Below are 14,243 nucleotides of genomic sequence, written 5' to 3' on the forward strand. Positions count from 1 at the left end.
TTATGTAAGCCAAGTAATACATTTCGTTCTGCTGTTCCATCTTCCAACACATAGACATTCAAAGGAGATAGCACCGTGGCTGAAAACTGGCCATCCGAGTCGATATAGTTCAATTCAAAACTCTCACCAAAGATTTCGGATTGTTTTCGAAGCTGCAAATTATGCTCTTTGTCCCAATGACTCATATGTACGTCTATGTTATGTATGGCTTCATCCTGATCTGACTTGGACACATAGTTTACTGGCTTACCGAGCAGATAGCCCACTTCGTTATCTACAAACTTACGTGGAAAATTGAAAATGAGCTTTTGATTGCTTCGGCTCTCTTGCATGGCATAGTTCTTGAGAATAGCATGCTGACCATTGTAGTAATCTGTATATTTCTGTTTAGCTAATGCAGCCAATTGGAGTTCATTTAGGCATTCTAATACGATTTGTTCCGTTATTTGCAAATAGGTTCTTCCTTTCAAAATGGGCCATGTAATTGTTGCTTAAATAAATAAAAGAACCACCTTTAATAAGGTAGTTCCTTGTTGAATTAACGTTTCCCGTTAGTTTAGTGAATCAAAGGAACCTCCTCCCTTCTAAACAGATAACCTTTCTAGGTACCGCGCTACAAGGGCCAGTCTCAATTTCACAGTGAGTGAGGCTATAAGGAGAGGCAAAACTGTTTCCCCATGAGTCACCCCCTACCACTGAACCTTTTGATCGCTTCCTCGGTCACCGGCTTGAAGAGGTTAATGAGGTTGCCGTCGGGATCACGGAACAACACAGCACGGTTCCCCCACGGCATCGTGGTCGGTTCCTTTACCCACTCGTCGACAAACGGCTTCAAGCGCTCGTATTCGGCATCGACATCATGGACGAGGAACTCGAGTATGACAGTGCGATTGTCGGCCGCCACTGCGGAACCAATGCCGAACAGCGGCACAGTATGGGAGTGACCGATCGCCAGGGTGCACGATGGCACAACGAGTTCGGCAAAGGCTGCCGCGGGACGTTCCGCTGAAACACCCATGACTCTCTCATAGAACTCAACAAGACGATCCACATCGTCGGTAATGATACGTACAGAAGCAAAATTCATAAAATACCATCCTTCCTATAATAAATGATACAGTATCTTATCAGGGCAAGAACAAGCTATCCACCCCATTATGTTTACCTAATCGATAATAAACTAACGCTACTGACAACGTTATGTCAGTAGCATTTTAACATTTTCGGGTATTCTCTCTGCTAAAGTTGATACCCGTTTATATATTCTGCCCGTTAGCTTAACGAGATTGGATAAAATAAAGATTGAGTATATAGAAGAATCCTCAAAATAACAAACTGCGATCATAAAATTTCAGACTCTTGACCGACTGAATCAATTGAACAGCTCCATATAAACTATCTGGCGCATCGTCGTATGTACAGTTTCGGTTATAATCCTTCACCTGATGATTGTATCTAAGGTTATCTGCATTGAACAGAATATGACCCTTCTTCACTTCCGGCTCCAAGCTAATAATACGTTCATGCTTCTGCCCTCTGGAATGCACACTTTCTACGGGCGTATGTATCTTCGCTTTCCATAACTCTTCTTCAAACTTTTGCTTCATATAGCTTTGTGCCTGATTCACTTCAAAACCCAGCTTATCTACAGGGTAAAGCTTTAACTTTTCAATCGCTACTTGAAACAAACTATCCGGCAACAGCTTATATATGTTACCGTCAATCACATACATTTGCTTTGTCCTTCGGTGCTGCCCAATAATCGAAATAGCCGAATAGTCGTTTTTCTTCCCTGCTTTAATCGCTGGATCAATGTACATGACAAGCTCCATGTCCTCAAACTCAGGCAACCTGTCCCAATACATGAGATTCTGAAATATGTATTCGTCGGTTGAACGCGGATCGTTTTGTAACTCTTTATAAAATGATTTTTCGCCCATCGCTTGCTTCTTGCACATCAGATAATAATAGTCCAAATACTCGCTCCATAGGATTTTCGTCCCCAGCAGCATTTCCTCTTGATGAGTGGTAAAAAAAGACAAGGCCGTATTGATCCTGTCTTCATCCTGCAAATTATTATATTGTCGCTCCCACTCTGACCACAGATCATCCCGTTCTGAAAATTGAAGTACGGCTGCCTTACGAACACTTCGCACACCTGGAATTTTACCCTTGAGCAGATCAGCCATGATATCTTCTTCATTCAAAATGGTTCCACAGATCAGAATATTTGTATCCCTTGTACCAATAGGAAGAATGACATCCGTAAACGTATTTTTAATCTGTTCTCGCTTAGCTTCGGATCGAGCCGTATCCTCCTTGAGCAAATCATCCATTAGAACTAGCGTAGGACGATGATGCTTATAGTGAATACCTCTCAAACTACCGTCAATCCCACGAATCATAATGCAGGAGTCCAGCCCACCTTTACTTTTCAACCATATCTCATTGTTGTTCCAGCGACTACCTTTACGAATACCGAAATCCTCAATCAGCATCTGATTCGTTTCTAACTCATCTTTGATCATATCAAGGAACGGAAGAGCAATTTGCTCTGTGGCAGATATAATCAATGTAAACTGTGATTTATCATAAAGCGTGGCATACAGCGGAAATAAAAAAGAGCTGATCGTGGACTTTCCATGCTCTCTAGGGAGGCCGAAAGCCGTAATCAGTCCAGTATGGGCAAGCATATGTCTTAATTCCGTGAATAGCTCTCTGTGAAACTTGCCAAATACTCGATCAAAGTATTTAGGAAAATAGGCTAAAGCGAAAAATTCAATGTCCATCTCACCAATAAGCTTGCGTAGTTCAGAGAAAGAGAACGTTTCGATCAATTGTTTCATTTTGGGCGGCTTAAAATGCTTCTCCATATACTGTTTCAGCAACTCAGCTTGTCGCTGTTCTTCTTGCTTTATTGTTTCAATAGGTATAACTCCTTTCTCAAATTCACTATAAAATCATCACAAAAATTTCTGCACCCTTTGCTGGCGGCTCTGTTTCTACAAATAGAAGCCCCCCTCCCATCCACGACAAAAAGAGTGGCTTCTCACCACTCGATATTTGCCAATGCTTCAGCCATATCCTGCTGTGTTGTTAGGGTATAAATATTGGTCGTTGCTACGTGATCATGTCCAAGGATTTGCTGGATGGTCGTCAAAGGAGTCGTCTTCACCAACTTATAGCCAAGCGTATGCCTGAGCATATGGGGTGTAACCTTTACGTTGACCCGATCTCCATATTTGTTCAGGATCAGGTTGACCGCATTTCGCTCTAATGCTCCACGCTGCCCAATACATAGATATTCTGATTCCACTTGTGGTCTGGCTTCAAGATATCGGGTAATGGCTTTTCGCACATCCTTATTCATCGGTATGGTTCGATAGGCATTTCCTTTGCCAAGTATCCTCAATAAACCTTTGCGTTCACTTATCTCAATATCCTTCAGCTTGATGCCAACCAATTCGCTTACCCGTATCCCTGTTCCTATCAGTATTTCGACCATACAAATGTGCATACGATTGCCCATACGGTGAATTTCATTCCGCAGCTTCCACAAATCCTTTTCCTCAAGACCCTTATACTGCCGAACAACCTTGTTCCTAACCGCTTCGATATGTATTTCTTCCTTAATATACCCTTGTTGATGCATCCATTGTGCAAATACGTTGATACTGGCGATCTTACGGTTGATGGTGAGTACAGCTTGATTGGTACTTTGCAGATACTTCTTGTACTCTATCCCATCCAATTCAATCCACTTGTCCAGTCCATATTCCGTCTTGCTCCGATACCAAGCTGTAAACTGCAACACGTCTCGAATATAGCAGGAAACCGTATTTTCACTCCGATCCTTACTCCGTAAATGTGCTTCAAACTCTTGAATATACTCCATATTCGCCCCACCCTTCGCTTGTGTGTCACATCATACCGTTGATGTGGGGCAAAGTCCACTCCATGCATAACCTATCTTATGCACTGATTCTGGCTACTTTACAGGCTCATTCAGGGCTGAAACTGGCGTTTATCTATACAAATACTGACGGCATAACGTTATAGCTGTGAATCATCCTACTCCACATATCCCTCATCAATCTCCACCGATTCCTCGATAGCTTCATATTCGGCATCCACTACATCGGCTTCAATCATATCCAGAAATAGCTGCTTTCGTTCTTGTTCCAATGCCTTCGTATTCACCACCAGCTCACGTCGATCATTCCACTCGTTGGGTGCGCGGTTCTTCAAATAGAAGATCATCGCTGTCGGATTCGGGGGCTGATATCGTTTCACTTTCTCAATACGCGTCTTCTTTTTTCCATTTTTGTCCTCTTCAATAATCGTTTTTATTTCTTCATATTCATAGCCCGTTGCAGCTTTCAAAAGTGAATTTTCTACGTGGGATATGGGGACAGATTTGCTCCATTTGACTAGTTCAGCCAGCATCGGATGCTTATCAATATACTCGTACCAAGTGGTTTTACCTATGTCGAGTTTCTTGATGATGTCCTCTGCATTCACGCCTTCTTCGAACCATTGCTGAATCTCCGCTAATCTAGGATAAACATGGGTCTCCCATTTGGTTGGACGTTCTAATGCTTCTGCAAATTTCGGATGCTTCCTTCTATAATCGCCTAATGTCCAAATATGAATGTTCAGTCGCTTAGCAATCTCTTCATCTGTTGCTCCTTCACGTACCCAAACGGGAATATCCCTGAGCCTTGGCACAACAAATTGATCATATTTGGTTAGTAGCTTTGGTTTGTTCCTTTTTGGCTTGTCATTGTTTTTGCTCATTAACTCACCTCCATCACGAAAAAAGGGAACAGCCAACTATCGCCATTCCCCATATGTATCAACTTACCCTTCCAATTCAGCCTCGTAAAACAATTCGATATCCTCAATCACCTTCTGAATCAACTCATTGTCCTTCATAGCTTCCTCAGCCCCCAGTACATTTACCTTTTCGGCTTGCATGCCTTTTAGGAATCGAATCACCATATTCACTTTTGCCTTACCCAATTCAATCACCCTTTCGGTTTAGTCAGCACATGATACCTCTGACCTTGCCGACTCAGCAACTACTTCTTGATAGCTATACCGCTTACCATCCCGAATCAAATATACACCACTATCGCTTCCAACGTGGGCAATATACCGCTTCACAATCACATCTACATATTTGTCATCAAGCTCACTGGTATAGCAAAGCCGATCCGTTTCCTCACAAGCAATCAATGTTGAACCTGAACCGCCAAATGGATCAAATACGATATCACCAAGCTTACTGGAATTTTTAATTGGATAGCTGATCAAGGGAATCGGCTTCATGGTCGGATGATATTCATTCCGAAAGGGACGATCAAATTGCCATAGTGTCGTTTGCTTACGATCACTGTTCCAGTAGTGTCCACCTGTCGGCTTCCAACCATATAATACCGGTTCATGCATCCAGTGATAATCTTGTCTACCCATAACCATCGCTTGCTTAGCCCATATACAACATTGGGATAGTTTGAATCCACCTTCGATAAATGCCTTCCTAAAATTCAAGCCTTCGCTATCTGCGTGGAACACATAAATACTTGCTCCATCATCTGCTACTTCATACATTTGAGTATAGGCAGCTAATAGGAAATTATAAAACTGGTGATTGTCCATTTTATCGTTCTCTATTTTCAATGCATCCTTCGTTTTACCTGTATAGTCCACATTGTAGGGCGGATCAGTTACAATAAGCCGAGCCTTCTTACCATCCATCAATGTTGCGATATCCTGCGGATTCGTCGAGTCTCCGCATATGAGCCTATGCTTCCCAAGTAGCCAGATGTCACCTTTGCGAGTGATCGGATGTTCAGGCAATGCTTCTTCTACATTAAAATCATCCTCATCTCCCACATTTTCTTCATGTAATGTATCCAGCAACTTCTCCGCTTCAGACCAATCAAAGCCAGTTAGCTCAATATTATATTCCGCTTCTTTCAACTCATCTAATAATGCAGCCAATGCTTCAAAGTCCCATTCCCCTGTAATTTTGTTAAGCGCTATGTTCAGGGCTTTCTCTTTCGACTTATTCACATCGACCATGACACAATCGACTTCATCGTAACCAAGTGCCTTCAACACTTTAGCACGTTGGTGGCCTCCCACGATGGTATAATCGCTGTTACAAATAATCGGTTCACAATAACCGAATTCCATTATACTATTCCTAATCTTTTCAAACTCTGGATCACCCGCTTTTAAATCCTTCCTTGGATTATATTCGGCATGTACCAGTTGATCTATTTTCAATTTCATCCATTTCATTTATTAAACTCTCTCCTTTATGTCTACAGCTTTTTCATTATTTCTGGCGTTTTTTATGTACGGAATTAACGTTTCTACGTTTACGAATTTGATTTCCAATCCACTTGCTCCCCCTTTCTACCTTCATTTTTAAAAAGACTGCAATCCAAATCCAGATGCAAAACACAACAACTGCTGTGACAACTCGTGATATTTCTACACTTATTGCTTGTAACATTAATAGCATTCATATTTCTCCTCTCTAAATGAAAAGGAACCCTAGCCAATAGCCAGAATTCCCGTGTAGCCTAATTTATAATTGTAAATTTGCTCATTGTGTCACGTGACACACTCAAACTTGAAAGCTCAACTTCTCTAATTCATGTGGTTTAAAATTTTGCAGATATCAGTCTATATTCAACAAGTTAAATTTCAACCTGTAAATCAAAAATTTTAAATTAAGCTACATTCCATGGACTGACCCCAGTTTCCCCTAAATATAGAAAAGTAGGGTCACGTTAATCTATCATGTTCAAAAAAATAAAATGAAGACAGCCAACGATTGTTGGATGGCTACGGAAAGAAATAATTTGTTTACAAATTTTTGTTGACGGTTTCTTTTGATCTTAACGTTTGTACCAAATAAAGGGAAACTCTCTCACCATCTCGATAAAAACCACTTCGCTACGCTTCGTAATCGGTATTCATCGACCTGCCGCCGTTTCCCCTCTTGCCTTCGGCAATTCACCCTTTTGCGGCTCATTTTGGACACTTTATTTGCAAATTTATCATAAGAGGAAGAAATCTTCCCTTAATATTAGGGAGAAAATCTTCCTTTGGAACTGCTACAATAGTTTACGATAATGCTCGCTAACCACGTGATCGGTGAATGCATCTTGATCCACCAGCATAAATAACCAATATTGTCGTCCAACTTTTGAAGTTTTTTCAAATAGCAATATATTATGATTCTTTAACTCACTCAAAATGAATTGCTTTCTATTTCCCTTCCAATTATCTCTAAACCACTGATATAGTGCTTTTCCACCTATAGCCTTAGCGGTAAGCTTGATATTCTTTTTGCCCACCATGAGCTTAACCATTTCGATCATTTTCTTAGAACAAGCTTTCTTAAATCGAAGTTCATTATGTAGTTGATGCATATGGACTCGTTCATCCGGCAATCTAAATTCCTGTTGCATCAGTGTTAACCATTCTGTCCGCTTCGAGTACATCACAATATCCACTTCTTCGGTTAAATTTACATTGCGTAGGGATGTTCTATGAATGATTTGTGAGAGATTAGCCAATACATCTTCTATATATAGTTTTTGTATTCTCTCATCCGTAAACCAGTTCCCTTTATTTCGATTCTCATTTAAGGATATATCGATGTCTACACCATACATGGCTACAGCGATTTCCCGATAATGCCTAGGTGGGCGAATGGGAACACCAAACAAGGCCATCGCATTAAAACTAGAAAAATCATTATTACCTACCACATTGAAAAGATGTTTCCTCATATCATCATCTGACTTCTGCTTGATGGTGAAAAATTGCTTGAGCTGCTCGTCCGTAATTACACCCTCAGTGTGATAAAATGCGATATCATCCTGCTTAGGTAATGCAATCATTTTGAAACTGGGACGTTTTTCTTGTAGTTTGCTTTGTATCTCCAAGAAATCTCCTGCTATCGCTTCCTTGACTTCTTTTAGTTCACGGTAAGATAATGTTGTGGACGTATTTATATTTTCCCATCGAATATTCAACCGCTCAGCATATCGATGAACATTTGTCATGGGGATCAGTTCAAATCCAGAACGTTCATATATACTTTGGCTGATATGTGCTGTCCCGTCCAAAATCAGCATATGGGTATGTAACCGACTATAGTCTAGCCACTCTGAACAAATAATAGCTTGCTTATTCGTTCGTTCTATACATCCGATATGATCCTTTGAATACATCTTTATAAACCACGTATATCTTCTCATATCCTCAAGTTCACCTTTAGCATCAGCCAATTTAGCCAGGATGGTATTGAAGAACTGTTCTCTTTCTGAACCCTCTATAAATCGATTCAATCGTAATGTTGAATGGGAAGTTACATTGTCCTTTAATTCCAAGTTGATCAACTCACTCAGGATATCTCTAGCTTCCTTAAATTCACGATTACTTAAATGAACACGATCTGCCAAATGCTCAAACCAGTCAAATGAATTGTCTTTACTGCCAATATCCCAGACACAACTGTCATAGTAAATAGGCATCTCGTCTATAATCACCAATCGTTTCCACTTATGTACTTCTTTAAGCTGAGCATCATCTTTTGTATTCTTAGCTCGCTGCGGGTAATATATTAAATAGTTATTCATGTGCTCATCATCTAACATCAAATCTCGAAGTCTTTGCTGAGGGATACATAAAATTTGATATTTTCTCATAGTATCTATCACTTTATGAATCTCATCAGAATTGACATATGCAATGGCATCTGGTATTTCATGTTGCTTGGCAAATTCAGATACATCCTTATATACATTATTCTTCATCGTGTCGTTATTATTAAACACAAGCAATAGCGGATACTTTTCATGTTGATTTGAAGCATTTTTCTGTAATAGACTCTTGCATAGAACATTTAATGCTGTACTTTTCCCTGTGCCAGGAGCAGAATTAACTACCCATGACAAATAAGATTCTTCACGTTCAGTTTCATCCATATTCATTTGAAATCCCTTATGTATAAAACTTGATAATGCATGATATGTCGCCATAAATGCCTCTTCATGGAGACTTTCCATATGAGAACGAGAAATATAAGCTTCCAGATCGCTCCATTGATTCACTGCCAAATTAGATTCACTCCTTATATTTTCGGTTTCTTAATTTCCTCTAAAGCCTGTTGAAATTCTTCATTAATAGCATACAGCCAAAACTTTTGATGCTTATCAATCGTCAAAGCACGAGTAATGTACCGGATATTTTTATCCTGTAATTTCCTCATCATCTGACCATCGTAACAATAAAAATAGCTCACTCAGATTCACTCCTTCATTGTGGAATTGCACCCATATAGCAGGTGTCACCCAAGCGCCCGTGTTAACAGGCGCTATATATCATGACAGAATAATGTGTCACGTGACACCATTTACTCCATGGCCAGCAAGTCATCCAGTATGTCATCCGTTGAAACATGATTCTCTTTGGCTATATGATCTAATTGTTGCTTATAAAATTTGATTTCTTCCGTTAACATTTCCAATGATTTGTCCTCTAAAGAATCGCTATACTTTTTGCACTTTTTCAATTCATCTTGAAAGCTATGTAAATTCCATTTCTCTTCGATGTTGATCTCAGAGTAAAAAAGTTCATTTCGCATCTCATCCCAAAATTTTTCAACCATCCACGGTCTGAATTCGGAATCAAAATGATCTTTATTTTTTTCCAAATCATAAACAACTGCAAAATCAATATCTTCTTCTGTAATGTTGGAGATATGAAGATGATTGATGATACAATCCATTTGAGCAGTTAAAGCGAATCCTCTATTTTTAGAAACAACCAGAGAACCAAGTCCCTTATAATTCAAAATAGGCGAGATGATTAAACCGTAATGCCAACCATCCACCCAACTCTTGACTTCGTTTACGGTTAGCTTTTCTTTTTTTATGTCATGTTTCTCCCAAAAGGAACTATGAAATTTCAGTTGATAGTTTTCAAAATGACTTTCTTCCCTCTGTGAACTGTCTTCATGAATGAATTTTGATGTCGGTTTGTTTTTTAGCAATCGGTTCAAAAACGATTCCATTTTCAGTAGTTGCTTGGCATGACCGTCCGAAATATATCCCTCTGCAATCCAATCGTGAATAAAAGGTAATAATTTCAATAATCTTAAACGGCTTGTAACAAAGGCTCTGTTTTTGCTTACTTTTTTTGCAATTTGGGCGTGCGTGTATCCTCTTTGTACATACTCATAAAATGCATGAGCTTCTTCAATAGGAGTCATTTGCTCCCGTTGAATATTTTCAATGACAGATAGATGAAAAGCTTCCTCATCGTTTAATTCCTTTACTTTCACTGCAATCGTATCCAGTCCAGCCATTTGACTCGCTCGATATCTGCGCTCCCCTTGAACAATCTCATATTGATCTCCATGTGGCCTGACCAGTATAGCTTCTTGTAAACCATCGCTTACAATGGATGCTGCCAGTTCCTGCAACGACTCCTCATCAAAATGCTTGCGTGGCTGATTCAAGTTGGTAACGATCTGGCTTAATTTTAATGTAATGTTCAAATGATGATATCTCCCTTATGTTTGGATTCGTATATATAACGTTCTAGCTGTCACCCAAGCGCCAGTGTTAACAGGCGCCTATCATGACAGACCTATGAATCAATTTATTCAATATTAACTATCGCCTTAAAGCTTGATTTCGTGACTTTCTCAATCCTGATAAATTCAATTGTCGCTCCGTCAAAATCCAATAAGGATAACCCCTCATCTCGACGAATGGCCTGATCTCGTGGAATTATACATTTCCTTTCTCCATGCTCATCTACAACATGAACATAGTTATACTCGACCACCTGAATCCGCCATGTCTTACCCAATACATCGTCAGCTATCAACTGCGATTCTTCCTGAGACTTTTTCAAAGTGCTGAAGCCAAGCGAGTAATTCCTCAACACTCGTCGAGTACTTTTTTCGTCCAGTAGAGAAGGCGTATTACTGATTTGTACTACGGTTTCTCGTTCAGCTTCATAGCCAATAAAGAATTGTCCCATGATCTCAAATAACGAATAAACACCGTCCGGCACATGGAATGGAAACTCCAGATCATCTACTGTAGCTATGCCATCCTTAATGGTAAGCTCCTTGCCTTCTACATTCCGATTCGTGAGACGGTTCACCTTTCGTACTTCCTTCTTCAACACATTTTCATGTAACTTTAGATTTTCCAGTAGTCCATCTACAAATAACCATGCAAAGGAGTATGTTCTGTAGGATTGATAAGCAATCTCCACAGCAACACTGGCAAGTATTGAAGGGTAAGGACAGATCTCTTCACACTGAGTTTTGTATTCCTCTCTTAACCTAGCGTATTCCGAGCTGATTGCTTTGCGGGTATCATTATCTCGTTCCCATTTTTTCAGTTTATTAAATTCCTTTTGGCGATGATCAATTGGTTTCTTCTGCTCGTTGTATTCTGTATAAAGTGGCTCAATGAGCGCTAGATAATCCAGAAACTTAGGTTGACTAACCTTGTTCATATCCTGTATCAGTTGTCTCGTACTTTCTATGCCTAAAATAGACTGATCCAGTTTGCCATCTTCCACCTGGAACTTGTCATCTATGTACTTCTCTGCCTTGACGCAAAATTGATTAAACGGCGATTTCGTCGAGTGCTGATAATCCTCTGCCTTGCCACCCTTCGCAAAACGAAAGAAATACGGCATTTGGATAGCCAGACGATCCAGCACATATGGAATCTCTACTTCCAGTCCATTTTTCGTCGCATCAATGATTTGACCTTGGAGAAATTTTAAGACTGAGTTTTCCAAAACGCGTGCTTGAAGACTCCCTTCCTCCAAAGCCAGATTCTGAAAATACGTATTCACATTCGTACATCTGCCCGTCAGGTTATGTAGACTTTTTAGCTCCATCTTGACGATACTGTCCATATGATTCGGTACAGGAGCAGCTACTTTTTTATCATCTTCATTGATGATCGTAGGAGCATCGATCACTGCTGAGAGTATGGTTGGATCATTGGTGCAGAGAGCCGTATCTCCGTCCACATCTCCTAGTCCAAGTCTTGCCAGTGTTAAATCACAACAGTTCAGAATAATCACGTTGTCCAAATGACACATATATCGGTTATGTACTTGTACAAAATCTAGCTTACCAACTTCATTAAATATCGTTAACGGTGAACGGAATAGAGCATGTATTCCACGTTTCCGATTCATAAAAGCTTGGTTCTTCTTTAACACACCTTTTACTGGATATCCGCTGGCATGCTCCATAAATGCAATCGGATCGTTGGTCAAATAAAAGTAGCTGCCACGGATCGGAATGCGACCCTTCAGCATATCCTGAATTTTCTGCATAGCTTGCTTCACTATGAATTTACGGACATTACCGTCATACAGCATCAATTCATTCAAATCGATAGCTTGGATGATTTCATTGATAAACTCTTTCTTCTGGCCCTGTTCTACTTCATCTTCCTGTTCGTCGGGTTCCTCATTTTCATCTTTAGGTTCATCGTCTTCTTGGACTAGCATATGTAGGAACGCTTTCGTGTACGCAATATCTCGAAGCCACTTTCCATGGGTGTCATTTTTTTGTCCATACAGTACACGTTTGATGACATCCATTAGAGGCGTAGCTAATAGATATAAATCGTTCAGTGTAAGATTCAGTGCATGAATGTATTGGTATGTCAGTGGTGTGTGGGCATTCATCTGGTATGCTGGCTTCGCATAATTGGCGACCCAGAAATTGTTATGATTATGTACTTTCAGTAATGCTTCATATTCCGTTATATTTTCAAACAAACACTTCGGCTTACCTTCTCCATCAATGTATTGATGCCACGCTTTGAAGCAGGATTTGGTGAGGATGAGATCAATAGGACGACCCTGTTTGTCGATGATCGGCTGAGATTCACCGAAAACATCTTTTATTTGCGTTACATCATTTTCCTTGAACCATTTCATTAGATCGAACCGGATAAAGTTTCCTTTTATATATGGAAGTCTTCCCTGAACTGCATTAGGTGAATAGGATAAGTTCAGATGTTGTCCAATACGCTCTGCAAACTGGAAGCTCATTAAACCTTGACCATCAAAAAACTGGACATTCTTATTTTCATACTTTGGATATTCGACTCTCTTGAATCCGATGGACTCTTCATTGATCGCGATGATTGGGATTTCTTCTGTTTGCTCGATGGAATAGCAAGGATATAGTTCGTCATTATACATAACTGAACGAGCAGGAAAAGAAATTGCTTCTAGCTTCACGCGACGATTCTGTTTATTCCATCCATTGAAAGTTTTATATTCATTTTGATCGGGAACAGACTTCGTACCACCATACCAGGGAATCGTTTTATTCGGTATACGATCTAACTTATGTAATTGTTCCTTAGATGGCTTCAATTCTTTCTTCGCTTTAAAATATTCACGTTGCTTCGCCTTTTCATCGAATATCAACTTCTGTTGCTCCAAATCTTCAGCACACTTTTCCACTTTCCATACATCCTCAATGATCGTATCCTTTTCATAATCTGGAATAACGACGATACGTGGAATATACGGAACAGGTTGTGCCGCTGAACGACTCACACCAAGTGCTGCTTCCCACTTATGAATATTGGTGAGTGGTGGCATTTTTCCAAGTGTAATGTGTCGATACAGATCGGCGACATACTTTTCTTGGATAAATTCTGTTCGCTGTGTACGTCCCATCGCAGGTGATTTAATTGAACGAACATATTTCCTTCCATTATAGTAGATGCCCTCTCGTAATATACGTTCAAACAGAGCAAGTTGGGATGGATCATCTTCGTCAATTTGATCAGCTTTGAGCATGAAGACGACATCGGTAGCATCGGTGGAAGGATCACGTTCTGCTACGACTCGCTTGAGTTGGTCGAGATAGATGCTGTTTGATACAGTGATAGTGCGAGTGCTGGATTGTGGAGCACAAAGTTGGTCGCCTACAATGGTGATCTCGTTAAAGTGGAACAGATTGATTTGGTATTGATTCCGTATTGGATTAGTAGACAAATTTTGGCCTCCTGTTAGTTGGTTTGAGTGATATGGTTGTAAACAAAATAGAAACAAACGTTCCCCTTCATTGTATCGAATATACGTTTGTATTTCAAGAGGAGATTGGTATATTTGTTGAAGACAAAAATTCAAAAGGAATCAGAAAAACC

General features: G+C 40.0%; 11 protein-coding genes. All 11 read right to left on the reverse strand.

The window, feature by feature from the left end; all coding sequences use genetic code 11:
* On the reverse strand, positions 1 to 452 hold a 452-nt coding region (locus ABIA61_RS26325; protein ID WP_404581474.1), incomplete at its 3' end, for a phage portal protein.
* Positions 453 to 682: 230 nt separating this feature from the next.
* The gene (locus tag ABIA61_RS26330; protein WP_053325236.1) at positions 683 to 1,087 is read right to left on the reverse strand and encodes a VOC family protein; all 405 of its coding nucleotides are present in this window, start codon (positions 1,085 to 1,087) and stop codon (positions 683 to 685) included.
* Between the two features lie 235 nt (positions 1,088 to 1,322).
* On the reverse strand, positions 1,323 to 2,873 hold the full coding sequence (gene terL / locus ABIA61_RS26335; protein ID WP_404581475.1) for a phage terminase large subunit: 1,551 nt from the start codon (positions 2,871 to 2,873) through the stop codon (positions 1,323 to 1,325).
* Positions 2,874 to 3,049: 176 nt separating this feature from the next.
* Positions 3,050 to 3,895 (reverse strand): tyrosine-type recombinase/integrase, encoded by an 846-nt coding sequence (locus tag ABIA61_RS26340; RefSeq protein ID WP_404581476.1) that lies wholly within the window; start codon positions 3,893 to 3,895, stop codon positions 3,050 to 3,052.
* A 176-nt stretch (positions 3,896 to 4,071) separates the two neighbouring features.
* A complete protein-coding gene (locus tag ABIA61_RS26345) occupies positions 4,072 to 4,797 on the reverse strand; it encodes a transposase (RefSeq protein WP_404581477.1) in 726 nt (241 codons plus the stop codon).
* 63 nt (positions 4,798 to 4,860) lie between these two features.
* A complete protein-coding gene (locus ABIA61_RS26350; protein ID WP_404581478.1) occupies positions 4,861 to 5,022 on the reverse strand; it encodes a hypothetical protein in 162 nt (53 codons plus the stop codon).
* An 18-nt stretch (positions 5,023 to 5,040) separates the two neighbouring features.
* Positions 5,041 to 6,309, reverse strand: coding sequence for a DNA methyltransferase (locus ABIA61_RS26355; RefSeq protein WP_404581479.1), 1,269 nt, complete (start codon positions 6,307 to 6,309; stop codon positions 5,041 to 5,043).
* 824 nt (positions 6,310 to 7,133) lie between these two features.
* Positions 7,134 to 9,146, reverse strand: a complete 2,013-nt coding sequence (locus ABIA61_RS26360) for a hypothetical protein (protein WP_404581480.1) — start codon at positions 9,144 to 9,146, stop codon at positions 7,134 to 7,136.
* 14 nt (positions 9,147 to 9,160) lie between these two features.
* Positions 9,161 to 9,331, reverse strand: a complete 171-nt coding sequence (locus ABIA61_RS26365) for a hypothetical protein (protein WP_162833929.1) — start codon at positions 9,329 to 9,331, stop codon at positions 9,161 to 9,163.
* A gap of 111 nt (positions 9,332 to 9,442) precedes the next feature.
* Entirely contained in the window at positions 9,443 to 10,588 is a 1,146-nt protein-coding gene (locus ABIA61_RS26370; protein WP_404581481.1) for a ParB/RepB/Spo0J family partition protein, read from the reverse strand.
* A 104-nt stretch (positions 10,589 to 10,692) separates the two neighbouring features.
* Entirely contained in the window at positions 10,693 to 14,091 is a 3,399-nt protein-coding gene (locus tag ABIA61_RS26375) for an RNA dependent RNA polymerase (protein WP_404581482.1), read from the reverse strand.
* Between the last annotated feature and the right edge of the window lie 152 nt (positions 14,092 to 14,243).

The sequence above is a fragment of the Paenibacillus sp. RC21 genome (genome assembly GCF_044907935.1).
Taxonomy (GTDB): Bacteria; Bacillota; Bacilli; order Paenibacillales; family Paenibacillaceae; genus Paenibacillus; species Paenibacillus terrae_A.